Annotated in this window: 31 protein-coding genes; 26 read left to right on the top strand and 5 right to left on the bottom strand. The window is 41.3% G+C overall.

What is annotated here, in order from left to right:
- Positions 1-1,011, top strand: a complete 1,011-nt coding sequence (locus tag MHI46_RS12015; protein WP_251180508.1) for a serine hydrolase — start codon at positions 1-3, stop codon at positions 1,009-1,011.
- 18 nt (positions 1,012-1,029) lie between these two features.
- Here the strand turns inward: MHI46_RS12015 and MHI46_RS12010 are convergent, their stop codons facing one another.
- Positions 1,030-2,118: a GntR family transcriptional regulator gene (locus tag MHI46_RS12010; protein WP_144464489.1), complete on the bottom strand. Its 1,089-nt coding sequence runs from the start codon at positions 2,116-2,118 to the stop codon at positions 1,030-1,032.
- Positions 2,119-2,390: 272 nt separating this feature from the next.
- On the opposite strand from MHI46_RS12010, the gene MHI46_RS12005 reads away from it, so the two are divergent.
- The 4 genes from MHI46_RS12005 (at position 2,391) to MHI46_RS11990 (ending at position 7,578) form a co-directional block, all read left to right on the top strand.
- Positions 2,391-4,016: an FGGY-family carbohydrate kinase gene (locus MHI46_RS12005; RefSeq protein WP_251180507.1), complete on the top strand. Its 1,626-nt coding sequence runs from the start codon at positions 2,391-2,393 to the stop codon at positions 4,014-4,016.
- On the top strand, positions 4,010-4,714 hold the full coding sequence (locus tag MHI46_RS12000) for an L-ribulose-5-phosphate 4-epimerase (protein ID WP_039180113.1): 705 nt from the start codon (positions 4,010-4,012) through the stop codon (positions 4,712-4,714). The genes MHI46_RS12005 and MHI46_RS12000 overlap by 7 nt, the downstream gene beginning before the upstream one ends.
- A 17-nt stretch (positions 4,715-4,731) precedes the next feature.
- The gene (gene araA, locus MHI46_RS11995) at positions 4,732-6,153 is read left to right on the top strand and encodes an L-arabinose isomerase (RefSeq protein ID WP_260774395.1); all 1,422 of its coding nucleotides are present in this window, start codon (positions 4,732-4,734) and stop codon (positions 6,151-6,153) included.
- Positions 6,154-6,237: 84 nt separating this feature from the next.
- On the top strand, positions 6,238-7,578 hold the full coding sequence (locus MHI46_RS11990; protein WP_034280034.1) for a sugar porter family MFS transporter: 1,341 nt from the start codon (positions 6,238-6,240) through the stop codon (positions 7,576-7,578).
- A gap of 41 nt (positions 7,579-7,619) precedes the next feature.
- Here MHI46_RS11990 and MHI46_RS11985 read toward each other — a convergent pair whose 3' ends face one another.
- Positions 7,620-7,832 (bottom strand): hypothetical protein, encoded by a 213-nt coding sequence (locus MHI46_RS11985; protein ID WP_024427922.1) that lies wholly within the window; start codon positions 7,830-7,832, stop codon positions 7,620-7,622.
- Positions 7,833-8,082: 250 nt separating this feature from the next.
- Here MHI46_RS11985 and MHI46_RS11980 point away from each other — a divergent pair, with 250 nt between their 5' ends.
- From MHI46_RS11980 to MHI46_RS11945, 8 genes are all read left to right on the top strand, one after another.
- Positions 8,083-8,361 (top strand): CotD family spore coat protein, encoded by a 279-nt coding sequence (locus MHI46_RS11980; RefSeq protein ID WP_047201941.1) that lies wholly within the window; start codon positions 8,083-8,085, stop codon positions 8,359-8,361.
- A gap of 50 nt (positions 8,362-8,411) precedes the next feature.
- Positions 8,412-8,978 carry a GNAT family N-acetyltransferase gene (locus tag MHI46_RS11975; RefSeq protein WP_260774392.1) on the top strand — a complete coding sequence of 189 codons (567 nt, stop codon included), beginning with the start codon at positions 8,412-8,414 and terminating at the stop codon, positions 8,976-8,978.
- A 16-nt stretch (positions 8,979-8,994) separates the two neighbouring features.
- Complete coding sequence (locus tag MHI46_RS11970) at positions 8,995-9,549, top strand: hypothetical protein (protein ID WP_041086306.1); 555 nt, start codon at positions 8,995-8,997, stop codon at positions 9,547-9,549.
- A 157-nt stretch (positions 9,550-9,706) separates the two neighbouring features.
- A complete protein-coding gene (locus MHI46_RS11965) occupies positions 9,707-11,110 on the top strand; it encodes a polysaccharide deacetylase family protein (RefSeq protein ID WP_260774390.1) in 1,404 nt (467 codons plus the stop codon).
- A 580-nt stretch (positions 11,111-11,690) separates the two neighbouring features.
- Complete coding sequence (locus MHI46_RS11960; RefSeq protein WP_260774389.1) at positions 11,691-12,116, top strand: NUDIX hydrolase; 426 nt, start codon at positions 11,691-11,693, stop codon at positions 12,114-12,116.
- Between the two features lie 35 nt (positions 12,117-12,151).
- Positions 12,152-12,568 carry a hypothetical protein gene (locus MHI46_RS11955; protein WP_260774387.1) on the top strand — a complete coding sequence of 139 codons (417 nt, stop codon included), beginning with the start codon at positions 12,152-12,154 and terminating at the stop codon, positions 12,566-12,568.
- 351 nt (positions 12,569-12,919) lie between these two features.
- Positions 12,920-14,731: a T7SS effector LXG polymorphic toxin gene (locus MHI46_RS11950; protein WP_342503256.1), complete on the top strand. Its 1,812-nt coding sequence runs from the start codon at positions 12,920-12,922 to the stop codon at positions 14,729-14,731.
- A 15-nt stretch (positions 14,732-14,746) separates the two neighbouring features.
- On the top strand, positions 14,747-15,262 hold the full coding sequence (locus MHI46_RS11945; protein ID WP_106065617.1) for an Imm6 family immunity protein: 516 nt from the start codon (positions 14,747-14,749) through the stop codon (positions 15,260-15,262).
- A 133-nt stretch (positions 15,263-15,395) separates the two neighbouring features.
- On the opposite strand, the gene sigK is transcribed toward MHI46_RS11945, so the two are convergent.
- Positions 15,396-16,124, bottom strand: a complete 729-nt coding sequence (gene sigK, locus MHI46_RS11940) for an RNA polymerase sporulation sigma factor SigK (protein ID WP_034738387.1) — start codon at positions 16,122-16,124, stop codon at positions 15,396-15,398.
- Between the two features lie 218 nt (positions 16,125-16,342).
- Here sigK and MHI46_RS11935 point away from each other — a divergent pair, with 218 nt between their 5' ends.
- The 4 genes from MHI46_RS11935 to MHI46_RS11920 all read left to right on the top strand — a co-directional run bounded on the left by MHI46_RS11935 (position 16,343) and on the right by MHI46_RS11920 (position 19,417).
- The gene (locus MHI46_RS11935) at positions 16,343-17,464 is read left to right on the top strand and encodes a Rap family tetratricopeptide repeat protein (RefSeq protein ID WP_342502830.1); all 1,122 of its coding nucleotides are present in this window, start codon (positions 16,343-16,345) and stop codon (positions 17,462-17,464) included.
- A gap of 171 nt (positions 17,465-17,635) precedes the next feature.
- On the top strand, positions 17,636-18,376 hold the full coding sequence (locus MHI46_RS11930; RefSeq protein ID WP_251180498.1) for a polysaccharide deacetylase family protein: 741 nt from the start codon (positions 17,636-17,638) through the stop codon (positions 18,374-18,376).
- A gap of 84 nt (positions 18,377-18,460) precedes the next feature.
- The gene (locus tag MHI46_RS11925) at positions 18,461-19,189 is read left to right on the top strand and encodes a GDSL-type esterase/lipase family protein (protein WP_342502829.1); all 729 of its coding nucleotides are present in this window, start codon (positions 18,461-18,463) and stop codon (positions 19,187-19,189) included.
- 78 nt (positions 19,190-19,267) lie between these two features.
- Positions 19,268-19,417 (top strand): hypothetical protein, encoded by a 150-nt coding sequence (locus tag MHI46_RS11920; RefSeq protein WP_181286113.1) that lies wholly within the window; start codon positions 19,268-19,270, stop codon positions 19,415-19,417.
- A 135-nt stretch (positions 19,418-19,552) separates the two neighbouring features.
- On the opposite strand, the gene MHI46_RS11915 is transcribed toward MHI46_RS11920, so the two are convergent.
- Positions 19,553-19,693, bottom strand: coding sequence for a sporulation histidine kinase inhibitor Sda (locus tag MHI46_RS11915; protein WP_003217327.1), 141 nt, complete (start codon positions 19,691-19,693; stop codon positions 19,553-19,555).
- Between the two features lie 361 nt (positions 19,694-20,054).
- On the opposite strand from MHI46_RS11915, the gene MHI46_RS11910 reads away from it, so the two are divergent.
- The 8 genes from MHI46_RS11910 to MHI46_RS11875 are packed head-to-tail and all read left to right on the top strand — an operon-like array spanning position 20,055 to position 25,073.
- Entirely contained in the window at positions 20,055-20,576 is a 522-nt protein-coding gene (locus MHI46_RS11910; protein WP_008356191.1) for a YqeG family HAD IIIA-type phosphatase, read from the top strand.
- Positions 20,577-20,578: 2 nt separating this feature from the next.
- Complete coding sequence (gene yqeH / locus MHI46_RS11905; protein ID WP_047201929.1) at positions 20,579-21,679, top strand: ribosome biogenesis GTPase YqeH; 1,101 nt, start codon at positions 20,579-20,581, stop codon at positions 21,677-21,679.
- Between the two features lie 21 nt (positions 21,680-21,700).
- Positions 21,701-22,543: a shikimate dehydrogenase gene (aroE, locus tag MHI46_RS11900; protein WP_342502828.1), complete on the top strand. Its 843-nt coding sequence runs from the start codon at positions 21,701-21,703 to the stop codon at positions 22,541-22,543.
- Complete coding sequence (gene yhbY, locus MHI46_RS11895) at positions 22,537-22,827, top strand: ribosome assembly RNA-binding protein YhbY (RefSeq protein WP_342502827.1); 291 nt, start codon at positions 22,537-22,539, stop codon at positions 22,825-22,827. Before aroE ends, yhbY begins: the two co-directional genes overlap by 7 nt.
- Positions 22,828-22,840: 13 nt before the next feature.
- Positions 22,841-23,410 carry a nicotinate-nucleotide adenylyltransferase gene (locus MHI46_RS11890; RefSeq protein WP_342502826.1) on the top strand — a complete coding sequence of 190 codons (570 nt, stop codon included), beginning with the start codon at positions 22,841-22,843 and terminating at the stop codon, positions 23,408-23,410.
- Positions 23,400-23,963, top strand: a complete 564-nt coding sequence (yqeK, locus tag MHI46_RS11885) for a bis(5'-nucleosyl)-tetraphosphatase (symmetrical) YqeK (RefSeq protein ID WP_048238932.1) — start codon at positions 23,400-23,402, stop codon at positions 23,961-23,963. Before MHI46_RS11890 ends, yqeK begins: the two co-directional genes overlap by 11 nt.
- A gap of 13 nt (positions 23,964-23,976) precedes the next feature.
- Positions 23,977-24,333 (top strand): ribosome silencing factor, encoded by a 357-nt coding sequence (gene rsfS / locus MHI46_RS11880; RefSeq protein WP_003217467.1) that lies wholly within the window; start codon positions 23,977-23,979, stop codon positions 24,331-24,333.
- Positions 24,330-25,073 carry a class I SAM-dependent methyltransferase gene (locus tag MHI46_RS11875; protein ID WP_126681566.1) on the top strand — a complete coding sequence of 248 codons (744 nt, stop codon included), beginning with the start codon at positions 24,330-24,332 and terminating at the stop codon, positions 25,071-25,073. Before rsfS ends, MHI46_RS11875 begins: the two co-directional genes overlap by 4 nt.
- A 48-nt stretch (positions 25,074-25,121) precedes the next feature.
- On the opposite strand, the gene comER is transcribed toward MHI46_RS11875, so the two are convergent.
- Positions 25,122-25,970: a late competence protein ComER gene (gene comER, locus MHI46_RS11870; protein ID WP_251180495.1), complete on the bottom strand. Its 849-nt coding sequence runs from the start codon at positions 25,968-25,970 to the stop codon at positions 25,122-25,124.
- 90 nt (positions 25,971-26,060) lie between these two features.
- On the opposite strand from comER, the gene MHI46_RS11865 reads away from it, so the two are divergent.
- On the top strand, positions 26,061-26,690 hold the full coding sequence (locus tag MHI46_RS11865) for a helix-hairpin-helix domain-containing protein (protein WP_251180494.1): 630 nt from the start codon (positions 26,061-26,063) through the stop codon (positions 26,688-26,690).
- The last annotated feature ends 47 nt before the right edge of the window (positions 26,691-26,737 follow it).

Here is a 26,737-nt window from a genome sequence, read left to right as displayed (position 1 = left end):
ATGACGCTCAAACAAGAAGTACAGAGAATCGCTTCCTCTTATATAGAGAAAAAGAAGGACGCACTGCTTGTGATCGGATTGATTCATCAAGGGGAAACACATGTCTTTCATTTCGGGGATCACCCTATACAAAAGCGAGTGGAGCCAGAGGATGTCATTTTTGAGATTGGCTCGATTTCAAAAGTCTTTACGACAAGTATATTGTCAAGCATGTTGCAAAAAGGGCAGATGAAACTCGATGATTCGATTTCACTGTATTGTCCTCATATTCGAAAGAATCATCCCATTCAAATAGAGCAGCTGGCAACCCATACGTCTGGACTTCCTCCGCATCGTCTTCTTAGAGATTTGCAGCTATGCTTCCTTCCTAAAGTGAGAAGAGATATGTTCTGTCAATATTCACTCGATGAATTAATGAAACTGTTAAACTCGAAAAAGTGGAATCAGCCAAAAAGCTTTCCATCTCGTTATTCCAATGTGGGTATCGGGCTGCTTGGTTTAATCATGGGCTGGTCTCGTCACAAAACATATGAACAGCTATTGATGGAATATATCGTGGATGAGCTTCATCTATCAAGTACCTTTATTACTATCAAGGATGATATAAAATCAAAGATGATCTTAGGTCATCGAGAAAATGGTAAAGAGGTTCCGCCGCTTCATATGCTTGACTATCAAGGAGCTGGCGCTATTCGCTCGACCATCACAGATTTATTGTCATTTCTCTCGGCCCATCTACACGCAGATGCGGATTCTTTTTGGAAAATCACGCATGAACCAAGAGGGGATATGGGCAGGAACATGTCAATGGGACTCGGCTGGGTCATCGATGACACAGGACTTATTTGCCATAATGGGGCGACGTCGGGATTCTCCAGTTTTATTGGCTTTCGCCCGCATTCAAAAGCAGGCGTGGTCGTTTTATCCAACTACCGTAATCGAATCACGCAAGACTCTCCCGATCGTATAGCGTATGATCTGATGGATATGCTGGAATCTAAAATAAAATGAGCCACCTGCGGCAAGGGCTCATTTTATTCGTTTGATCGTTTCACCTGGAACCAATTCAGGCTCGTAAAACGTTTGATCAGGGAGATTCTTTTTCCCTTGTACTTTTTTAATCATCCAGTCTGCTGCATCACGGCCCATTTGCTCCTGTGGATGGGTCAGTGTTGTCAGCTTCACATGGGCATTTTTCTGGGCAATATACGAATTATCCTGTCCAATAATCGAGAGATCATCTGGAATGGACAGCCCGATTTCGCTGCATACATTGGCTACTTCTAAACTCACCTCATCGTTATAGCAAACAAGGGCGGTCAATTCATGTCTGTGCGCCATCAGAAATGTGTGAATTTGCTCCCCCAAATGCTGCTTAGATTCTGTATCGAAAAAGAGCACATGCTCAGGCAGGAAATTAAGCTTCGCTTCACCTAGCGCTTGAATATAGCCCTTCATCCGATATTTCCCCTGTAAATCATCTGTTTTTGAAATAAGTCCAATTTGCTGATGGCCCGAGGTGATCAGCTCTTTTGTGGCTAAATAGCTGGACTTCACATCATCTAAACAGAGAAAAGGAACCTCTAGCTGCTCATAATAGGCATTGATCATAATGAGCGGTACATCCTGTTCTTTAAAGGATAAGTAGTACGAAATGTTTGGATTATATAAATTGCTTTTCGTCGGCTCGACAATAAGTCCGTCCACCCCAAAAGACAGCATCATTTCCAGTGCTTTTTTCTCCTGCTCAACATCGTTATTTGTGCTTGCCAGTAACAAGGAATAGTTCTCTTCGTTTAATCGGCTTTCAATGCCTCGAATGATAGAAGGGAAAATGTAATCGGATATGTATGTTGTAATGACCCCAATCGTTTTCATATGTGCATGTCCCGCAGGTTTTGTTTGATATTGATTGGTCACAAATGTGCCTGAACCTTTTTCGCTGCGCAAAAATCCTTCGCTGGACAATTCCAAAATGGCTTTTCGAACTGTATGTCTGCTTACTTGATACATGTCTTGCAGGCTTGATTCGGTTGGAATGCGCTCCCCGATCCGATAATCCCCTGTGAGTATTTTGCTTTTTATATCATCAATAATGATCTGGTACTTCTTTTTCATCATTTCACTTCTTTCTCAGTTGATCATCTACTCGGATTGAGAAGAAATTGTATGGACATATTTTAACATGGTTGTCGAATCAAAAACAGGCGCTTTCCTTTTCTGTCATAACCCCTCCAGAAAAAATGCAGGTTTTTGTCACATTGTGTATGTACAACTATATTTATTATTGACATATGTACGTACAAATATTATATTGTGATTGTACCAGAGAATCAATGAATCTAGAAAAACAAAATTGAAACCGCTATCAAAATGGGGGTGAACGTAGATTGAATCATAAAGAGACGGCCAAAGCCTTGAAAGAAGGACGGACATCTTTAGGCATTGAATTTGGTTCAACACGAATTAAAGCGATTTTAATAGATGAGGAATTTCAGCCAATTGCACAAGGTGCATATGAATGGGAAAGTTTTCTCCAGGATGGAATTTGGACGTACAACTTAATTGATATCATTACAGGTCTGCAAGTGGCCTATCTAGAGATGAAAGAACAGGCTGAGCAAAAGTATGGTGTGACCATTCAAACCATTGGCTCAATCGGGGTATCAGCGATGATGCATGGTTATGTGGCATGTGATCATACAGGAGAGGTTCTCGTTCCGTTCCGAACATGGCGAAATGCAACGACCATCGAGGCGAGTCAAAAGCTGACAGATGTATTTCAATTTCATATTCCAGAAAGATGGAGTATTGCTCATTTGTATCAAGCGGTTTTACAAGAGGAAAAACATCTATCCCGATTAGAATATATGACCACTTTGTCTGGATATATTCACTGGCTGTTAACCGGAAAGCAGGCCATTGGTATTGGAGATGCGTCAGGGATGTTTCCAATTGATGACGAAACGAAGGACTACAATGAAGAAATGCTCCAGCAATTTGAAGCATTGATTGCAGAAAAAGGCTATCCGTGGAAGCTTCGCCACCTTCTGCCGCGTGTCTATTTAGCAGGCGAAGAGGCAGGCGTGTTAACGGCAGCAGGGGCAGCCATTTTGGATCAAGGAAAACATTTGCAGCCAGGCATTCCATTTTGCCCGCCGGAAGGTGACGCTGGAACGGGAATGGTGGCGACAAACAGTGTAGAAAGACGGACTGGGAATATTTCTGTTGGGACATCTGTTTTTGCCATGATTGTGCTAGAGCAGGATCTAAAAGGTGTCTATCCAGAAGTGGATCTTGTCACGACGCCGGATGGACTGCCAGTTGCCATGGTTCATGCGAATAACTGTACAAGTGACCTAAACGCTTGGATGAATATATTCAGAGAGGCATTTGAAGCACTAGGCATGCAAGTGGAGTCAGAAAGGTTATACGAATCCCTATTGCAGCAAGCTTTAGAAGCAGATCGAGATGGCGGCGGACTCTTAAGCTATGGCTATTACTCTGGTGAAAATATTACGAGACTGCCAGAAGGAAGACCTCTTTTTGTCAGGTCTCCTGAAAGCCGCTTTAACCTCGCTAATTTCATGCGCACCCATTTGTTCTCCGCTTTTGGTGCTATGAAAATAGGCATGGACCGGTTAAAGGAACAGGAGCATGTAGTGATTGACCGCTTACTAGGACATGGGGGATTATTTAAAACACCGCTCGTTGGACAAAAAATGGTTGCCGCAGCGCTGAATACACCTGTATCAGTCGTTTCAACAGCGGGAGAAGGTGGTGCGTTTGGGATGGCGGTCCTTGCTTCATATATGGTCCATCATCATCAGCAAACATTGGCTGAATTTCTTACCCACCGGGTATTTGCCCATACATCAGAAGAGCCCATGGAGCCCGATCCACTCGATGTCAAAGGCTTTGACGAATTTTTAAAGCGCTATCAAAAGGGGCTTCCGATTGAAGAAGCGGCAGTAGCGCATCTGATGCCAAAGAAAGGAGTGACGACGGTATGCTAGATCGCTTAAAAGAAGAAGTGTATCAAGCAAATTTAGATTTGCCAAAATACGGACTTGTGAAATTTACATGGGGCAATGTCAGTGCATGTGATCGTGACAGTGGTTTGTTTGTGATTAAGCCGAGCGGCATAGCGTATGACCAGCTATCAGCAAAAGATATGGTCGTGGTGAACTTTGACGGTGAAGTGGTGGAAGGAGAATTCAGTCCTTCGTCAGATACAGCTACACATGCAGTTCTTTACAAACACTTTGAGGAAATAGGGGGCATTTCGCATAGCCATTCTATGTGGGCAACCGTTTGGGCGCAGGCAGGTCTTGATTTACCAGCAATGGGCACAACACATGCCGATACATTTTACGGCGCTGTTCCGTGCGCTCGTTTTCTGACAGAAGAAGAAGTCAATCGCGGTTATGAGGTAGAGACCGGCCGGCTGATCATCGAAACGTTTGAGAAAAGAAACCTAGATGTCATGGCAGTACCCGGTGTATTGCTTCAAGGTCATGGTCCGTTTACATGGGGGAAGGATGCAAAAAGTGCGGTCACAAACAGTGTGATTTTAGATGAAGTTGCCAAAATGAACCTTTTTGCCAAGCAATTGAACGAATTTGCGGAGCCATTGCCGCAGCGAATTTTAGATAAACATTACTTAAGAAAACATGGAAAGCATGCGTATTACGGACAAAAACCTTCAAGATAAAGAAAAGAGGGATATCTATGTTAACAAGTCAGAAAAAAGAATTTTGGTTTATCGTTGGGTCACAGCATCTATATGGTGATGAAGCACTGCAGAAAGTAAAAGCAAATGCACAAAAGATGACAGATGCCTTAAATGAAAGCGGTTTACTTCCTTATCCCGTGATCTTGCAGGAGCTGGCTGTCAGCTCCGATCAAATCACAAAACTTATGAAAGAGGTCAATTATCGCGATGAAGTCATTGGTGTGATGACGTGGATGCATACATTTTCACCAGCGAAAATGTGGATACGCGGGACCAATCTTTTGCAAAAACCTCTTTTGCATCTTGTCACACAATATTATGAAAAGATTCCGTGGGACACAATCGACATGGATTATATGAATCTCCATCAATCAGCACATGGAGATAGAGAATATGGCTATATCAATGCACGTTTAAATAAACAAAACCAAATTGTAACCGGTCATTGGTCAAAGCCGGATGTGCAGCAGCAAATTGCTGATTGGATGGACGTTGCGGCTGCCTATCATGAGAGCTTTCACATCAAAGTAGCTCGGTTTGGTGACAACATGCGGCATGTGGCCGTGACAGAAGGCGATAAAATCGAAGCGCAGATTCAATTAGGATGGACCGTTGATTACTTTGGAATAGGCGACCTCGTCGAATATGTAAATGCAGTAGAGGAAGAAGAGGTAGATGCATTATTTGCTGAGTATTTAACGCAATATGATGTGAATTATGGAACGTATTCAGTTGAAGAATGGGAAAAAAGTGTCAAGGTGCAGGCACGATATGAAATCGCCATCAAACGTTTCTTAGATGAAGGCGGCTATCATGCCTTTACAACAAACTTTGAAGATTTACATGGGATGAAGCAGCTGCCTGGACTTGCGGTACAGCGGCTGATGGCAAAGGGATACGGCTTTGCTGGGGAAGGCGATTGGAAAACGGCTGCACTATCCCGCTTATTAAAGGTGATGAGCCATCATCAATCTACTGGCTTTATGGAGGACTACACATATGAAATGACCTCTGGGCAGGAAGCAGTGCTGCAATCTCATATGCTGGAAGTAGATCCAGCGCTCGCCCATACAAAACCTTTCATTGTCGTGTCTCCACTTGGGATTGGAAACCGGGAAGATCCAGCACGTCTTGTATTTGATGGAAAAGCAGGCGAAGGTGTCGTTGTCTCCATAGCTGATTTTGGAACACATTTTAAATGGCTGATACAAGAAGTCGAAGCCTTTAAACCGGAGGAAGCGGCACCTCATTTACCAGTTGCGCGTGTATTGTGGAAAATCAAACCGAATTTTCAGGATGGCGTCAAAGCATGGATTAAGCAAGGGGGAGGCCATCATACAGTCGTGTCTCTCAATTTAACGGTTGATCAAATTGTTCAATTTGCAAAGCTTGTCAATGCAGAATATGTGGTTTTATAGAAGAAGGGTGAAAGATCTTCTACTGTTTACAGTGGAAGCACAGGGAGAAATGTAAGCGGTTAATTAAGTGAGGGGGTCATCCACTTGGAGAAAAAAGTGTCAAGCAAATTTATCTTCTTTTTCGGGTCCTTTGCAGGCATCTTATTTGGGTATGATATTGGTATTATTGCAGGGGCGGAAGGACATATTCAGGAAGAATTTCAGCTCAGCCCATTATGGCTTGGAATTGTTGTCTCTTCATTAATGGGCGGGGCCATCATTGGCTCCATCTTAAGCGGTCTCTTAGGGGATAAATTTGGCCGCAGAAAACTCATTTTGGTCTCATCCGTTATCTTTTTTGTCGGGGCTATCGGATCAGCTGTCGCACCTGAAGAGATTTCACTCACCATCGCTCGTATCTTTTTAGGGACAGCAGTAGGAACAGCCTCATCATTGGTTCCGGCTTACATGTCTGAAATCGCTCCTGCTAAAATCCGCGGGAAATTATCTGGACTCAATCAGCTCATGATTGTAACTGGACTCTTGCTCAGCTATATTGTCGCGTTTGTGTTTGAACCCATCCCAGACAGCTGGCGCTGGATGCTGGGAAGTGCTGCTTTATTTGCGATCGTGCTTTATATTGGCATGCTGAAGCTTCCTGAATCTCCGAGATATTTGATTAAACACGGAATGGCTCATAAAGCACGAGAGGTATTAGGATCACTTCGTTCTTCTCGTGAAGAAATCGAATCAGAAATGCAGGAAATCTTAGAAGTCGCCAAAGAAGAACGCTCGGGTATTCGTGAATTGTTTCAAAAGAAATTCAGAATGGCTCTTTTCATTGGGGTTGGAATGGCGACCCTTCAACAAATTCAAGGCGCGAACTCCATTGTCTATTATGCAACGAGTATCGCTCGGAATGTAGGCCTTGCGCCGCAGGTCGCCGCAGGTTTTACAGTCATTGTCGGTGTCATTTTTGTCGTCACGACCGTGATCTTTTTACAATTTGTTGACCGCTTCGACCGCCGAACGATTCTCACTGTAGGGGGATCGGGCATGGCTCTTTCTTTCTTTGCACCAGCCGCATTAGGTGCACTTGGCGTCAGTGAAGGAATTTTAAACTGGGTGACATTGATTTCACTTTGCTGCTTTATTTTGTGCTATGCCTTCTCGTGGGCACCGATCACTTGGATCATCATTGGCGAAATCTTCCCGCTATCTGTCAGAGGCATCGGAGCAGGTATCTCTTCTGCCTTTAACTGGACCGGATCGTTAGCAGTTGGACTCGTTTTCCCTATCCTGGCAGATCAATTCAGCTTTGGGGTTATTTTCTCCTCATTTGGCGTCATCTGCTTAATCGGACTATTATTCACCCGATTTGTGCTAGTCGAGACAAAGGGAAGAAGCTTAGAGCAAATCGAAACCGATATGGCTGCACGTGTATAAATTTAAGAAAACCATCTACCCACACGGGATAGATGGTTTTTTTACTCAAGCGTCTGTTTGAGCTCATTTGGCAGTAAATCAATTAATTGATCATAGGATGACAAATCCAGCACTTCAAGCAGCGCGTAATATTTCGCGTAAATTTCACTCAGCTGATCAGGATGATTGGTTTGATATTGATTCAGATGTAATTGAGTTAGTTCTAGTGCAATGTCTAGCTTGTTTCGTTCGAATGGCTGTGTCGTGTTAATCATATCGTTCACCTCTTATTTGATGATGAGTAGAAAAAATACAGTGAATAAAAAGAGCTTATGTGTTGTTTTCATGGATGTCCTATCTTCTCAATATATCATTTGTATAATATGTTAAAATTGTCCTTTTGTAAATAAAAAGAAAACTAGATAGAAAGTGGATTTCTTTAAAAATAGACATGTATCTAATCACGAAAGGTGCCTCTTACATACGATAGAGTGTAAGTGAAAGACAACTTGAAGGGGTGTTAAGATGAGCCGAAATCGATTAGATGATTTCTTCTTTGGGCCTCGCCGAGAAGAAACGGTTGTTTTCCCCACACGTCAAATTGTCAACACAAGAACGAATGAACAAACGATCAGAAAAATTCATCCAACGCATATTAAAAACGTCAATAAAAACATTAAAAGAATAGAAAACTACTATCCGGTCACTGAATCGACTCACAACGAGTATATTGTAGAAGAATACGATTGCGGCAGTGATATCAAAAACCCTTGCTGCCGTCCGGTGAAGCGCTGTAAGTGGTAGTGAAGGGGCATCCTTTTATAGGATGCCTTTTTATATTCAGGAATAAAATTTTGATCCAAAGTTCTTTTCAAGATAAAATTGGAAGTATCCATCATTCTTTTGGAGGTGATTTTCTGAATATTCGATTGTTAACAACAGATGATGCTGAAGAATATACAGCACTCAGACTAGAAGCACTGCAATTAAATCCAGAGGGTTTTGCAATGAGCTATGAGGAAGAGCAATTCAATACAAAGGACAAATATAAAGCGCGTTTTGCTTCGGCGCAATCTATGTGGACATTCGGCGCTTTTCATCAAGGGCAGCTTGTGGGGGCAGTCACGCTCATCCAAGAAACCTTGCAGAAGTTAAAGCACCGAGCGAATCTGACTGCGATGTATGTAACAGCTGATGCCCGCGGAATGGGAGCAGGCAAGACCTTGATGACGAAAGCTCTTTCCTTCGCGCAAGAACAGCAGGACATCGAGCAAGTGTATTTATCAGTGGTGACAACTAATCATTCAGCAAAGCGCCTCTATCGCTCCGTTGGATTTGAGTCGTACGCTGTCGAAGAAAAAGCGTTAAAATGGGCTGATACATATGCAGATGAGGAAAAAATGGTTTTATTTTTATCATAGACTGGAGGAGATAGAAGTGAATCAACAGGCCATGCGCATTACGTTAGCAGCAGGACCCAATAGTGAGTTGGAATCTTTTGCACTGCGTGCAGCACTTGAAAACTTCGGCGCGAAAGTCGATATGCATTGGATCGGAAGGCCAAATGACCTGATTCATGTGTTATCTGGTAGAAATAGAGGAGAAATAGATTACCTTCTTTTATCGTTTCATGGTGAAGAAGGAGCATTTATCATGCCTGAATTAGGGGAAGATGTATACGAAGATGAAGAGCCTAGGGATACTGCTTTTGGAGCGGATGAAATCAAGCGGTATGCTTCCTTAGAAGGAGTTCATGTTATCTCTACAGGCTGCACACTAGGAGAGAAAAATCTAGCAGATGCTTTTTTAGAGGCAGGAGCTACATCTTATTCGGCGCCGGACGATTACATAGATGGGAATGCAGCTTTTATCTTTGTGCTGACCATGATGTACGAGCTCATGAACAATACAAAGACGGTCAGAGCGGCATTTGATCGAGCGCGTTCCATTGATGAAGAAACGAAATTATTTCAACTATATATGCAAAAATAATCAAAGGACTGAGAAATCAGTCCTTTTTTATTCCTCTCTAAAAATGTGTCGAAAATGTGACAAATGTGTGATTTGCAAACTAAAAAGGGGGCATGCAAAGTCTATCCTACAAACACACGTCATTCAGGCATGACGGCATCACGAGAGGAGAATTTTTGTGTCAATTAAATGGAAAGTCAGTCTCGTCCTATGCGGACTTGCGATGATCATCGGAATCGCCGCGTTTTATCATAATCAGCAGGCAAGCGGGACAGAGAAGAAGAAGGTAGCACCAGATGCGAGCTATAAAGAAGTTGAAATTGTGACCCTCGTGAATGACGGGAGATACTTAAGATATGCTGTGAACTATCCTGTGTTTCATCATAAAAAGCTAGATCAAGAGATGAAAAGATTTGCAGAAACAGCGCTCGATAAATTCAAAACATCATTTAGTGAAGCAAGTGATGTCGATGAAGATCATCGATACGAATTAAACATAGATTACGAGATTACTCATTATGCCAAACAAACTGCTGCAATCAAATTCAATACATATGAATTGAAAGGCGGAGTAAAAGGCGCACATGAAACGAAGATATTCAATTTTGATTTCAAGAAACAGCATTTTTTATCGATAGATGATCTATTTTTATCAAAGAAAGAAAGTCTGAAAAAACTGTCTCAAATGACATTTGAGGAGTTAAAAAAAGATCGCTCTCTTGCTGAAAACGAGCATTTGCTTAAACAAGGAACATCTCCTGAGGCAGAGCATTATCGGTATTTTGCCATCAAAGATCGTTTTATTGAATTCTACTTCCCAGCGGGGCAAATTGCACCAGACAAGAAAGGCCCTCAAGTGCTGGCGATTAAGAAAACACTGCTTAAAGGAATGTTAAAGCCAGAATACATCAATAAAGAAAAGAACAAAAACGAGAAAAAAGAACCGATCGCAAAAAGAAAGATTGTAAAACTGCCTAAACAGCGAATATTTAACCCACATCAAAAAGCCATTGCCCTTACATTTGATGATGGACCAAATCCATCAACGACTTCAAAAATCTTAACAGCTTTAAAAGAAAACAAAGGACACGCGACATTTTTTGTATTAGGCAGCAGGGTTCAATATTATCCTGATATGCTAGGTGAAATCAGAAAAGGTGGAAATGAAATCGGAAATCATTCCTATAACCACCCTTTACTCACAAGACTGCCATTAAAACAAGCCATCAAACAAGTAGAAGATACGCAGCAAATTATTGAAAAAGCTAGCGGATTCACACCGACTCACTTTAGACCGCCATATGGTGGAACAAACGGGCAGATCAACGAAGCTGTCAACATGAAAGTCACGCTTTGGGACGTTGATCCTGAAGACTGGAAATATCGCAACAGCCAATACGTCGCAAACTACATTCTTTCACATGCGTCTAGCGGAGAAACCGTGTTAATGCACGACATCTATGACACCTCTGCCAACGCAGCTGTCACGATCATCAAGGAATTGACCAAACAAGGATATCAGTTACTAACAGTATCGGAGCTTGAGCAGTGGAAGGAAGCCCGGGCGAAAAAGGTGAATTGAATACGTTAAAAAGATGCGAGTCTTAATGGATTCGCATCTTTTTTAAAGCATATTATGAAGATAAAGGGAAAATATGTTAAAGTGATTATAGAAAGGGAGGGCTTCAAATGGTGTTGATGAGGTTGATCAGCATATATATGCTGACAGCGTTTAGTTTGGGATTTGTTATAAACTATGTACCTGGTTTGATGCTGCCCATCTATATTCTTTCGATGATTGGGCTCATTTTATGCCTCGGTCATATTGCGCTCCATTATATTCGGCGAATTAGATATATGTTGTTTGAGGAAAAGCGGTAAGATTCCTCCTATGGAAAAAAACCTCCTGCTAGTTGCGTGAGGTTTTATTTTTTTTATGTTCTAACAGTTTGATGATTTTCCCGTTTGGTGCTTTAATTTGTCTCAAAAGAGAAACGAAATTCCCCGTAAATCGTATGAGGACAATAAGTAACATGATGACCATCTACAAGCAATGACCTCCAATCGGTATGAAGGATACAGTACAATAAGAGTGTATAAAATGAACAGTTCATGCCACCTATTCGACTATTGGTGTGAATGGAATGTTAAGGGGGATTCATTTGAAACGAGTAGACGTGGTTTCAGCTATTATTTATGACGAGGAAGAAAATCTATTAACGGTCAAGAATGTAAAGGGATATTGGGAACTTCCGGGCGGTGCTGTGGAAAAAGGTGAACACCTGCAGCAGGCTGTCATCCGTGAAGTGAAAGAAGAGACAGGGTATGTTGTCAAAGTAAATGAACTTCATTCGGTTCGTGAAGCATTCTTTCAAGATAAAAAGCATCATGCGCTGATCATTACGTTCTTTGCGGAAATGATCGGGGGAGAGATGAACATTCTAGATCCGGATCATGATATTGAAGAAGTAAAATGGGTCAGCACTCAAACCTTTCAAAAGCTAAACCCAAAGCTATTTCACATGCTAAAATTAAACCAACAAACACAAGCCTTTTATGATCTTGAGGGAAATAGAACAATCGGTTAAATCTAAATTGATATAGGCATGAAGGAGCGATATTGATGTTTTTATACTACGGTCCCACAGGAGCTCCAGTAGAAAATCCGGAAGAAGAATTCATGAAAAGGATCTTCTTTCAGAAGGGTGAAGAGTATTGGGAACAAGGAAACGGGGAATCTTCCATTGAGTTAGAGGAAGATTGGGAATGCGAAAGTCTAGTTTTCTTTTATACTGAACCGTATGGATTCTTTATCATCAGATATCCAGATTTTTTAGTCCCTTTTCAAAAGGTAGAAAAGATCCAAACGATCGAGCATTTGGTCGCTGGATCACCATTGTATGTGCCATCGTGCAGCTATGTCGACCGCAATCAGGCGTATCAAATCATTCAACATTTTTTAACGACAAAAAAGGTACCTGACTTTGTTGATTGGGTTGAGTTGAGGAATATTCATTTTCAGTATAATGTGAAAAGTTAGGGGAGTAAGGGGAAAGTGTGTACAAATGAAAGAATACATAGTTTAGATGAGAGTATGCATTTACATGTAGGATATGTTGAACAAGGTTTTGATTATGAAGGTGTGTTAAGAGTTTAGAAACAGGCAGATGGCTATTGTTTTTTGATCAGAAAAGTTACGGGTTAACGTTTTCAACGGAATATGAGAAGAGGGACGAAGTAGGGCTAATATTGAGGAGTACCCTTTACTACAGGTTTAAAGTTTCGAGAACTCTAAATCATTTGAGTGCTGTTTTTGTATCTTTATTCCTATTTAATGACAAACTTTGTGTTGGTAAAATTGACCTTGTCAATGAATAGGAAGGAGTGAATTCTGCTGGGGAAGATACTTGATGCAAAAGCACTAACAAGTGCCATGGACACAAGGGCAAAACACTATCAGGAACTCCGCGAACAAATGGTAGATTTAAAACAGGCATTACAAGATGTTGCCAATCTTGGTGATGATTTTACTGGGAAAGGTGCCGATAACATTAAAAGCTTCTACAAAGAGCTCGCCGGAAATGTAGACATGTTTATCAGCTTCATTGATAAGCAAAAAGCCTTTCATGAAGGTGTTTCTGGGACACTTGATGATACGAGCTTTGGCGGCGATACCTTTGTAGAAGAACACTTTTTAGATAACTCAGTACATATGGGCATCAAAAATGCCAAAAGCATTGTAAAGGATCAAAAAAAGGCACTCAAGACGATTTTTCAAGACATTGATGATCTCATTTCTCTAGAAGTATTTGATAGTCAAACCTTTGATGAGAAAATAGAAGATGCGGAAGATGAACGAAAAAAGACAGTCAAAGATTTAAGAGAGCTTGATCAAAATTTAAAAGATGAATATGCTTTGTCAGAGACAGAGCAGCAAGCTACAATGGCATTGTACGCTGAAATGATGAATGCGACAAATGACGGAAAAGCGATTTCGCCTATGAATTTTGACAAGAAAGCGTATCAAAATAGCGAAATCTACAAGGCAAAAAGCGATATTGAAAAGCAAACTTCTGAATATCTGAAAATCAAAAAAGAACAAGAAGAAGCCCGAAAGATTGCGAAGGAACAAGAAGCCCTCGCCAACCGTCCTTGGTATGAAAAAGCGCTCGATTACGGTGGAAATATCGTCAATGAACTGACTGGTGTGAACGATGCAAAACGTGCCGCAACAGGTGTTGATCCGATCACAGGCGAGGAACTCACCGCAGGTCAGCGAGTCGCGGCAGGAGGCATGGCAGCAGCCGGTTACATCCCAATCGTTGGCTGGGCAGGACGCATTTTTAAAGGCGGAAAGGCTGTCTATAAAACCACCCAAGCCACATCGGCCGCAGTCAGAGCAGTCGACATCTACAAGACATCACAAAAATCCTTTGACGCCCTGAAAACATCTCAAAAAGGTTTATATGGCCTCACCGCCACCAACGGCTTCAGCGAAGCAATCACAGGTCGCGATATGTTTGGAAATAAAGTCTCGAAAGAACAGCAGGAAGCGAGTATGAATGCGGCGCTTGGAATGCTTTTGCCGTTTGGGGCGAAAGGGTTTAATGGCAGAATGGGAATTAATCAGAAAAGCAACCACCTTAATCAAGCAAGCGTAGGAAAGACTGATTTAGATCGTTTGCGGAAGAAGTGGAATGTTCCAGAAACTCAAACTGTTGCTGTAGGAAAAACAGATGTCAAAGGTTTGGAACGTAGCGTGTTCGAAGGTGGGTCGCCAAAAGTTAGGAAAGAAGGAGGTCTTCCTTCATTAGATGAAGTTTATCCTGATCGGAAAATTAAGGCACCATATAAAAGATCAGTTAGAGGGCACGCTCAATTTATGGATCATGCAGAAGAAGGCGTAATCGCAGAATTTGAGGACGCAGTTAAAAAGGCAGGACTTAAACCAGAAGAGATAAAAGGTATACTAAATATCCATCAATCTAATCCAAATGGAGTTTGTAATAAATGTACAAAAGGTTTGTTTGATCGAGTTCCAAGTGAGGAAAGAGGAATATTCAAGCAACTGACAGATCAATATCCTGAATTGAAAATAAAAGTAACAACAGAACGAGATCCAAGTGTCCCACATCCAAGAGATACTTTATCTTTTGATGTTAAAAATGGTGTTACAGAAAATGTAGTTAAAATGAAAAAATAGGAAAGAGGCTATAGAATGGATTTTATAAATGACCTTAGTGAAGAGGCTAAAGTTGCTCTAGGATTAGCAATAGCTGAAAAAATGTATACATTCATAGATAAAGAAGATGATGGTTACCACATAGGAGAAAAAGCTTTAGATGATTGTTGGAAATGGCTTTCTGGCAAAGAGTTAAGTGCAGAAGATTTATGTAATTATATAGATAGTGAAGATTATATGGATGTAGCTGAGTTCGCTACTAAAGAAAAAGATGAACAAAAACAATATGGCTGGTATTCAGTATTAGATGCAGTTTCTTACACAGCGTATCAAGCGTATAGACGAGAAAATAAAAAATTTGTTCCTCAAGTGCTAGAGGTAATAGACGATGAAACATTAATTGTAATGTGGGAAAATGCAATTGAATCAAAAAAGATTGATAGGGCTGAATTAAATACCTTGAGAAAATATTTAATTGATCATTATCCTAGCAAAGATCACGATCATAACAAAATATATTTAATTAACAAAGAGGACATCGCAGTCATTTAAATTAGATTAATTGGGCGATATGAATAAAGGGCAGCTATTATCAAAAGAAATGCAGAGAGACAGTAGCTTATTGGCGAAATAAAAAACAGACCTAATAAGGTCTGTTTTTGTTAGAAGTTAGGAAAATTCATTTTTACTTCCCCTTCTCCCGCTTCCGTTTCTCCTTCTCCGCCCGGTAAAACTCATGAAACATCTTCATCAGCGCCCGCTTTTCAATACGTGACACATAGCTCCGCGATATCCCAAGCTCTTTAGCTATTTCCCGCTGCGTTTTTTCTTTCTTTAAATCAAGGCCGAACCGGCCGACGATCACTTCTTTTTCTCGGCCGTCGAGAATGTCGATATACTCCTTTACTTTTTCAAGCTCCATGTTGAGCTGAATGGTATCGATCACATCTTCATTTTCGGATTTTAAGACATCGATTAATGAAATTTCGTTGCCTTCTTTATCCTGACCGATGGGATCATGCAAGGAGACGTCTTTTTTCGTTTTTTTGAGCGCGCGTAAATGCATGAGAATTTCATTTTCAATACACCGCGCTGCATACGTTGCAAGCTTTGTTCCTTTTCCAGAGGAATAGCTTTCGATGGCTTTAATGAGTCCGATCGTCCCGATGGAGATGAGGTCTTCAGCGTCTTCCCCGGTATTTTCAAATTTCTTTACAATATGGGCGACGAGCCGAAGGTTATGTTCAATCAGCATGTTTCTTGCGTGTTCATCGCCCTGTGCCATGAGGGCTAAGTATTTTTTTTCATCATCTCCCGAAAGGGGCTGTGGAAAGGCATTGTTTTTGACATAGGACACTAAAAACACCAATTCTTTGACCATCAATCCCATCGCTGTAAATACTCCTGCCACGATTTTCACCTCCACCATGTTTAGGCTGCTGCCTATATCCTCAAATGTATGTGAAGGAGGGATTGTCTGTGTCTGTACGATGAAAAAATCATCTTTTTCAAAAAAATCGTGCTTCTGTGCGTCTCTTTTTTATGTTTGCGGTTTCTTTTCGGTGCTTGGCGGTCAAGAAGCGTGCTAAAATATGTAATATTAGACCGAAAAGGAAGGGGTCATTTCGGAACATGGGGAAGGTTCTATCTTCACATGTAGGTATGAAAATTAATGAATGGTATCGAATGATACGGCAGTTCAGTGTTCCAGATGCGGAAATCTTGAAAGCGGAAGTTGAAGCGGAAATTGAACAGATGGAAGAGGACCAGCATTTACTGATTTATTATCAGCTCATGTGTTTTCGGCACCAAATCATGCTTGACTATATACACCCTTCAAAATACCAACCTTTCTCAGTATCTAATCTAGTCGATAAAATCGAAAATTCCAATCATGAGTTATCTGATATGCTGCATTATTACCATGCATTTTTTCGTGGCATGCATGAATTTAGTCAAAAAGAATATTTAGAAGCCGTCAAATATTATCGAGTCGCAGAAAAGCAGCTGTCCATGGTATTTGATGATATTGAGCAGGCAGAGTTTCATTTTAAAGTGGCAGAAGCCTACTATATCATGAAACAAACACATGTCTCCATGCACCATATTTTAAAGGCGCTGGAAATATACGATCAGCATGATGCGTATACCATTCGCATCATTCAATGTCTCTTTGTCATTTCAGGAAATTATCAAGATTTAAAACGAAAAGACCGGGCACTGCCTCATTTAAAAAAGGCAAAACAGCTCGCATCTCAAATTGATCACCCGCGCATATACAGTTCAGCGCTCTATAATTTAGGGAAATGTTATGGCGAGCTTGGCTATAGAGAGGAAGCGGAACGATATTTAACGGAATCCGCTGATCTTGCTCGCAAAGAGCTGCTCCCAACGCTTCCACATACGCTCTATACGCTGGCGAAGCTGCTTTTTAGACAGAATGAACAGGCGGATGCCCTGCGCATATTAGAAGCTGGGAAATTGGCTGCAAAGAAGCATGAAGACCAGCTGTTCTGTCATATGTTTGAGTATCTGGATGCTTTATATGTTCAGGAAATCAATGAAGACCAACTGCAAAAAACCATTGATTATTTGGAAAAAATTAGCCTATACTCTTATATAGAGGATATCTCACTAGAAATTGCGACAGCCTTAGAAGCCTCTCAACAATACAAAAAGTCCAACCAGTATTATCAGAAATTATTATGGGCTCAAAATCAAATCCAAGAAGGAGAGTGTCTGTATGAATTCTAAGCAACGTTCGACAGTTGAAGAGAGAAACCAAACGTGAAACACAAAGAGCGGGCCAGTATGGCCGGCTTTTTTTATGTGAAAAAGATGTCGATATCCTCATTAGGTTTGCATGAATTGATGAGAAAGCGGGCAATTTAATTGGTAATGATGTTCGGTGGAGGAGGCGGTCGAATGAAAGGGCTGCATATCTTAATGTGTATATGGCTGCTATGTGCTTTTGTTCCTAATAAAGTAGAGGCACGTACATTAAAACGAGTCGATCTTGAAAAAACGGGACGTGCCTTTTGGGACATGAGAGCGGAACGGAAAAAGATTGCAATCACCTTTGATGATGGACCTCACCCAGTGTATACAAATCAAATATTGGATGTGCTGAAGGAGCAACAAGTGAATGCGAGCTTTTTTGTGATAGGGAGCCGAATCCATGCATATCCAATGATCGCAGAACGGATTGTGGACGAAGGGAATGAACTCGGCAATCATACGATGAATCATACGTATTTTGACCTGTTGTCGTCAAAGGAGATCAAGCGGGAATTAAAAGAATCAGCGGCTCATATCGCTTCACTCCAGCCTGGCGGTCCCTTATTATTTCGCCCTCCTGGTGGACGCTTAACAATGAAATCATTCCGCATTCTGTCAAAGCAAGGGTACGATGTGGTCATGTGGTCCTTTACGCAAGATCCGAAGGACTGGTCAAGACCAGGCGCACATAAAATTGCAAGCCGAATTATTGATCATATTCAAGGCGGCGATATCATCCTTTTACATGATGGCGGCGGAAATCGCAAGCAAACGGTAGAAGCATTAAAGCAGGTGATTCCTGAATTAAAGAAGAGAGGCTATGAATTTGTAAAAGTAAGTGAGCTGCTGCACCATGACAAAGCATATATGCCAGTTCAACTGCAATAGTAATCATTCGTCAAAAACAGTCATTCATTGAAACCAAAAGTCTTGTCGTTTACTATATGAAGAGGGCTTTTGGAGGTGAATGTTGTGAAGAAGTATGTTTTCCTACTTATCCTATTATGTGTTGCTGCTGGGTGCTCAAAGCCAGTACAAGAAAGCGTCATTGCATTTGGTGACAGCAATACGAGAGGATCGAACTGGGACTTTCGAGATTATCCAACATCTGAAAAATGGGTGAATCTCATGAAAAACGTCGAGCGCGGCCAAATTCAAGTGAAGAATGCAGGCATTGGCGGGCAGACGACTGAAGATGCGAAGCTTCGTTTTGAGCAGGATATTTTAAAGCAGAAACCAACTTACGTCCTCATCATGTTCGGTACGAATGATGCGGCGATTTTAGACGGGAAACATCCCCGAGTGACGAAAAAAAGGTTTAAAGAAAATTTATCCTACTTCATTTCTGAAAGTAGAAAAGAAGGCATTACCCCGATTCTCATGACCTGTGTGCCTGTTGTAGAAGGCGGGAAAAAGGGCTTGTATTATTACTCTAGATATAAGTCATCTTATTTTGCCGGAAGAGGCGGGGCAAGAGCTTGGCAAAACTCTTATAATGACATCACGAGAGAAGTAGCGAAGGATGAGCAGGTGCCGCTTGTCGACAACTGGAAAGCTTTCATCCGAGAAGCTGGTGAAGATAGTGATCATGCCCTGATTCAGTCAGGCTTGATCGACCCTTCTGGCAATCATATGACACCAAAAGGTGCGAGAATTATTTATAACGAAATCAAAGAGCGTGATGTCATCAAACATTTTTAAATGATGGCCATCTGCCTAAACAAGACCATCCATCCAGCATAGTCTAACAGTATATCTTCCTAGAAGGAGGTAACTGATATGTGGGGATGTCCTTATCCTTACCCTGCGTGTTCGCCTTATCCAGCACAAGGAGCAGGAATCGGTTACGCTTTTCTTGTTGTGTTCCTTGTGGTCATTTTAGTCGTAGGCGGAGGGTTATGGTTTTGGAATGAACAGCCTTACAATTAAGACACCTCTTCTTTTATCAGAAGGGGTGTTTTTTACGGAAAATAGTAGTAAGCCTATAGCGCAAGTGATATAATATCAGTCACCTGAGTTTAAAAAAGGAGAGTGCTCGGGAGGCATGGTTCCTGTGATATGGAATTAAGAGGAAACAGAGAGCATATGCCCGAGCGAACGTCTTTTCATTTCTGTCTCAATTAATTCAATGAAGTCGCGATTTAAGTTCATTTCATTTGCTTTATAATACGATTCTATAAGTAAATCATCTGACAGCTTTTTCATACTAGAAACCCATATGATGGGAAAAACACCTCCCCTGAAAAAGTTGGCATAAAATTTGAGGAAAAGACATATCATCATAGGTTGATCGACTGTCTTTGAAGTACCTTTAATCTACCATGAATGGGAAACAAGAACAATCGTTCTGTTATCCACATGGTTAAGTGGATAACTTGTGGGTAGAGTGTTTATAATTGAATGAAAGCGTGATGAAATATAGGTGGATAATGTGTGTAAAATTATCCACACCTGTTGAAGGGCCTCATCATATGTCGAAAACTTTTTCATTGTATTCGATAGACAGACAAATTGTGATTTGATTCGACACAATCGCTGAAAACCAATGGAAGAAAGGGTGCAAATTGTGCTAAAGAAGTATTTCTTACCGGATGAATTTGTGAAAAGTATTTTCCACATTTCACCGCAAAAATTAAAAGAACGAAATGTAAAAGGAATTATTACTGATCTAGATAACACACTAGTAGAATGGGACCGTCCAAGTGCGACACCGCGCTTAATTGAGTGGTTTCAAGAAATGAAAGATCACGGGATACAAGTGACGATTGTATCGAACAATAATGAAAAAAGGGTCAAGCTTTTTTCTGAACCGGTTCATATCCCGTTTATCTATAAAGCGAGAAAGCCTATGGGAAGAGCCTTTAATAAGGCAGTCGCTGATATGCAATTGAAAAAAGAAGATGTGGTTGTCATTGGGGATCAGCTCATGACAGATGTTCTTGGCGGGAATCGTCATGGCTTCCATACGATTTTGGTCGTTCCTGTTGCTGCCTCGGACGGATTTTTCACAAAGTTTAACAGGCAGATTGAACGCAGAATTTTAGGAGCCTTAAAGCGTAAGGGCCACATTCAGTGGGAGGAAGAGTAATAATGGAAAAGGTTGTTTGTATTGGCTGCGGTGTAGCCATTCAGACGGAAGATAAAGATCAATTAGGATATGCGCCGGCAGCATCTCTATTGAAAGAAGATGTGATCTGTCAGCGCTGTTTTAGGTTAAAGAACTACAATGAAATTCAAGATGTTTCTTTAACAGAAGACGACTTTTTAAATATATTGCACAGCATTGGAGAGACAGATTCTCTCATTGTGAAGGTCGTTGATATTTTTGACTTTAACGGAAGCTGGATCAATGGACTGAGCCGTATTGTCGGTGGTAATCCGATTTTACTTGTCGGTAACAAAGTGGATATTTTACCGAAATCCGTGAAAAAAGATCGTCTGATTCATTGGATGAAACGGGAAGCAAAGGAAAACGGATTAAACCCTATTGATGTTTTCTTAATTAGTGCAAGCAGAGGCCAGGGCGTACCTGAGGTGATGGAAGCGATTGATCATTACCGCGAGGGAAGAAATGTCTATGTTGTCGGCTGTACGAATGTTGGGAAATCAACATTTATCAATCGAATCATCAAAGAAGTATCTGGAGAAGAGAATGTCATTACTACCTCCCAATATCCAGGTACTACACTTGATGCGATTGAAATTCCGCTTGATGACGGGTCTGCTTTATTCGATACGCCGGGCATCATCAACCGCCATCAAATGGCACACTATGTCAGCAAAAATGACTTGAAGATTTTAACGCCGAAAAAAGAATTGAAACCGAGAACGTTCCAATTAAATGAAGCACAAACGCTTTATTTTGGCGGACTGGCTCGATTTGATTACGTAAAAGGCGGCAGAACGTCATTTGTCTGCTATATGCCAAATGAGCTGAACATTCACCGTACAAAGCTGGAGAACGCAGATGATTTATATGAAAAACATGCAGGAGAACTGCTGTCACCGCCATCAAAAGAGGGAATAGAAGATTTCCCGCCGCTCGTTCCGCATACCTTTACCATTGATCAGCCAAAAATGGACATCGTCTTTTCAGGTTTAGGCTGGGTCACTGCAAATGATGCGGACAAGCAAATCAAAGTTTATGCGCCAAAAGGCGTACATGTGTTTATGAGACGTTCGTTAATTTAAATGTTCAAAGGGGGAGAGACCTTGAAACCTTTATACGGAGTAATCGGTAACCCTGTTGGCCACTCAATGTCTCCGGATATTCATAATGCTGCACTAAAGGATGCTGGAATTGATGGACATTATCATGGCTTTCAAGTAGAAAATGATGACCTGAAAGATGCGATTAGCGGCATGAAAGCGTTAGGGATCAGCGGCATTAATGTCACTGTTCCGCACAAGGTAGAAATCATGAAGTACCTCGACAAAATTGATGTGACAGCTGAACGCCTTGGTGCCGTCAATACGGTGCGGCTCGAAGGAGATCAGCTCGTTGGGTACAATACAGATGGAGAAGGCTTTCTTCATTCATTGCTTGAGGCCTTGGATCAGCCGTTATCAGAGCTGTCATTTCTCTTGATTGGTGCTGGCGGAGCGGCAAGAGCGATTTATACGACAATTGCTCAGTATACACCGAAGAGCTTTGATATTACGAACCGCACCATTGAAAAAGCTGAAGCTTTAATTGAAAGTGCAGAGGGGAAAATCACATCTCATGCAATCACATTAAATACAGCAGAAGAGCGTCTTGGGGAATATGATGTCATCATCCATACGACCTCGATCGGCATGTATCCGAATGTTGAAGAAACCCCGATTTCTTTAGCGAACGCAAAAAAAACAGCGGTCGTTTGTGATATTGTGTATAATCCAATAGAAACAAAACTGCTAAGTGAAGCAGCAGGATTAGGCTTGAAAACAGTAGATGGGGTTGGCATGTTTGTTGGACAAGCAGTAAGAGCCTTTGAACTGTGGACAGGCATTACGCCTGACGCCGGAAAAATGAAGTCAATTGTCATAGAGAAATTAGGAGGAACACCATGTTAAAAGGTAAGCAAAAACGTTTTTTACGTGCACAAGCACATCATTTATCACCTATTTTTCAAGTTGGAAAAGGCGGGGTGAATGACAATATGGTCAAGCAAATTTCCGAGGCGCTTGAAGCAAGAGAACTATTAAAGGTCAGCGTATTGCAAAATTGCGATGAGGACAAAGCAGAAGTTGCGAAAGCACTTGTAAAAGGTGCAAAGGCTGAACTCGTTCAAACGATCGGAAATGTGATTGTCCTTTACAAAGAATCTAAGGAAAATAAACAAATTAAGCTGCCGTAAAGGTGGATGCGATATGAAAAAAATAGGGTTGTTCGGCGGTACGTTTGATCCTCCCCATAATGGGCATTTGCTGATGGCAAGTGAGGTGCAGATTCAAGTTGGGCTTGATGAAATTTGGTTTATTCCAAACCATATGCCTCCTCATAAAGCAGGAAGGAAACGAGCAGATAGTCATCACCGGATAAACATGGTGGAGGCGGCGATTCAGTCAAATCCGTATTTTCAGCTCGAGCTCATTGAAATGGAGCGGGAGGGTCCGTCTTATACGGTAGATACAGTCGATTTGCTAAAGAAGCGTCATCCAGAAGATCAGTTCTTTTTTATGATAGGAGCGGACATGGTCGAGTATTTGCCAAAATGGCATCGGATCGACGATTTGCTTCAAATGATCACCTTTATTGGGATGAAAAGACCGGGTTACGTTGGAAGTACGGCATATCCTCTTTTATTTGCAGATGTTCCAGCTTTTGATGTATCATCGACATTGATTAGGCAGCGAATAGAGCAGGGGAAACCTGTTGATTATTTGATTCCGAAAGCTGTTGAGCGTTATATAAAGGAGCATCATTTATATGAATCGTGAAGAAGCATTGAACTGTGTCAAAGAGCAGTTAACAGAGCATAGATATACACATACACTTGGAGTCATGGAAACAGCCATTTCATTAGCGGAACGGTTCGGTGCTGATGTGAAAAAAGCAGAGATCGCCGCTATTTTTCATGATTATGCGAAATTTAGACCAAAGGAAGAAATGAAGGGGATTATCGAGCAAGAGAAGATGAACCCTTTATTGCTTGAATATTCGCCCGAGCTTTGGCACGCCCCGGTTGGTGCCTATTTGGTCAAAAAAGAAGCTGGAATTGATGATCACGATGTGTTAACAGCCATTGAATTTCATACTTCCGGCAGACCAGACATGACTTTACTTGAAAAAGTCATTTATGTCGCAGATTATATAGAACCAGGACGACATTTCCCTGGTGTCGAAGAAGTAAGGGAGTTAGCAGAACATGATCTAGATCGTGCACTGATCCAATCATTAAAAAACACCATCAGTTTTCTAATGAAAAAGAATCAGCCAGTCTTTCCAGATACGCTTGCTACTTACAACTCGCTTGTGCATAAGAACAACTAAGGAGGAATTTTGGATGGATTCATCATCAATTTTAAACGTCGCAGCAGGAGCATGCGATGATAAACGGGCTGAGGATATTATTGCCCTTAATATGCAAGGAATCTCACTTGTTGCAGATTATTTTCTCATTTGTCACGGGAATTCTGATAAACAAGTGCAAGCCATTGCAAGAGAAGTAAAACATCTTGCAGAGGAAAGTGGAATTGAAGTAAAGAAGATGGAAGGCTTTGATGAAGCAAGATGGGTATTGATTGACCTAGGAGATGTCATTGCCCATGTGTTCCACAAAGAAGAAAGAGGATATTACAATCTAGAAAAGCTTTGGGGAGATGCGCCGAGAGAAACGCTTTCACTTGGCATTAACTCATGATTTATCAAGGGTTTGCAGGTGTGTATGACGAGCTCATGACACATGCACCTTATGATGAATGGGTTCAATGGATCCAGCAGTATATGAAGCCGAATGCTGCCATCATCGATGTAGGCTGTGGAACTGGAGAGATTTCTCTTCGGTTAGCTGAAAAGGGCCACAAGGTCACAGGAATTGACCTCAGTGAAGAAATGCTGGCCTTCGCGCAGCAAAAAGCCCAGGCGAAAAAGCAGTCGATTCAATTTCTACATCAAGATATGAGAGAGGTTACGGGCTTTGAGCAAGCCTTCCAGGCAGCAGTTATTTGCTGTGATTCCTTGAATTACTTAAAAAACGAAAATGACGTCAAAAAAACCTTTAAAAACATGTTTCAGCTTTTAGAGGAAGATGGGGTTTTACTTTTTGATGTTCATACGCCTTATAAAATGGAAGAGGTATTCCCGGGATCGACTTTTGCAGATCAAGATGAAGAGATTAGCTATATTTGGCAGAGCGATAAAGGGGATGACATGTATTCGGTCATTCATGATTTAAGCTTTTTTGTAAAAGATGGAGACATGTATCAGCGTTATGATGAGACGCATGAACAGCGCACATTTCCATTTGAAACATATGCAGCGTTCCTTAAGTCCGCTGGTTTTGAACAAATAGAAGTGACCGCTGATTTTACAAATGAAGCCCCCGGTGAATTTGCCGAAAGATATTTCATCTCAGCTAAGAAACCAAAAACCATCGTTTAATAGAACGATGGTTTTTTAAAACCCTTTTTTAGCAAGTTGCAAAGATGATTAATTTCTGCGATCATCAGTGAACACACTTGGTGGATATTGATGCGCAACTGCTTCAAGATCTTCATCGAATTTTTCATGGGTGTTTTGAAAGAGGCGGTGAAACATATCTTGCACACCTGCTTCAAGTGCTTTAATGCCTTCACCAGTGACCCCGCCTTTCACACATACTTTGTCTTGCAGTGTCGGAAGGGTATAGACTCTTTTTTCAATCAAACGGCCAAGTCCAACCAGCATATCTTCTGCTAAGGTGGTGGCTTCTTCTTTAGAAATATCCGTTTCTTCTACGGCCGCTTCAATCATCTTCTGAACGAGAAAACTGATAAAAGCAGGACCGCAGCTGACAATATCGGAAGCCGCTCTTGTAATCGAATGATGGATCTCGATTGGTGTTGAAATGCACGAAGCTAACTGTCTTAACGCTGTTTTCGTCACGGCATTGCATGATGAACCAAAAGTTAAAAGTGATGCGCCTGATAAAGCGCGGTTTGTAATGCTTGGAATCAGCCTGGCTGTTTGACAAGGAACGATATCCTGAAGCTGTTCAGGATGAACCGGACTTGTAATGATGACAATGGTTTGCTGCTCCGTTAAAAGAGGACTCAGCTCTTTTAAAAGTGGATAAATATCAAGTGGTTTGACACAAACAAAAATGAAATCTTTATTCGTGACAGCCCCTGAAAGCTGTTTCGTTACTTCAAGCTCTGGATAGTTCTTTTTTATATTGAACGCTTTTTCAATGGTTCGGTTTGTAATGGTGATCGATGAGGGATTGACTGCCTTTGATTCAATAAATGCCTCAGTAAGTATGGTACCCATGTTTCCTGTACCGATTAACCCTATATTCAAACGTTCTCCCTCCTTAGACGCATAGGATCTGTTATCTTCTAAACAGTATGTCGAGCAGTAGAAAAATATGATTGAAAGAAGCGTGAGTAAGTGAAACGACTCATATCATTAAAAAAATACAGTCTTTATATTGCAGCTGGGCTCATGGTTGTGATGATCATCAGTTTCTTCTTTTTCACTGGAAAAGGGGAGGGCAGCAGAGAACCAAATGTATTGAAGGGGAATAAAGACATACAAGTCACATTAGAAGACAAACAAGAAAAGACAGAAAAAGAGCCATCGACGATTTTTGTAGAAGTCAAAGGAGCTGTAAGAAAGCCAGGTGTTTATACGTTTCAATCTGATGCTCGGGTAGAAGAAGCAATTCGAAGGGCAGGAGGCTTTACTAGCAAAGCAGACTCGATTGAAATCAACCAAGCAGCAAAATTAGAGGATAGTATGATGATTTATGTTCGGAAGCAGGGGGAAGCGGAAAGAGAGACGCAAACAGCATCAGCTGACGCATCAACGGACGTTGAAAAGAGTGAGGGTGTAAATGTCAATCAGGCCAATGCAGCCGAATTGCAAACCATTAACGGCATAGGACCAGCTAAAGCCGAAGCTATTATTACGTATAGAGAGGAACACGGAGCTTTTCAACAAATTGAAGACTTGCGGAACATTTCAGGTTTTGGGGAAAAGACGATTGAACGGCTGAAAAGTCAATTGACCGTGAAGTAGAATTGACGGTATAGAAGAAAGGCATGTACACTTAATATCAACCATCA

It is taken from the genome of Bacillus sp. FSL K6-1000, from assembly GCF_038630785.1.
Taxonomy (GTDB): Bacteria; Bacillota; Bacilli; order Bacillales; family Bacillaceae; genus Bacillus; species Bacillus safensis.
This window is presented reverse-complemented; position numbering and strand designations above follow the sequence as displayed.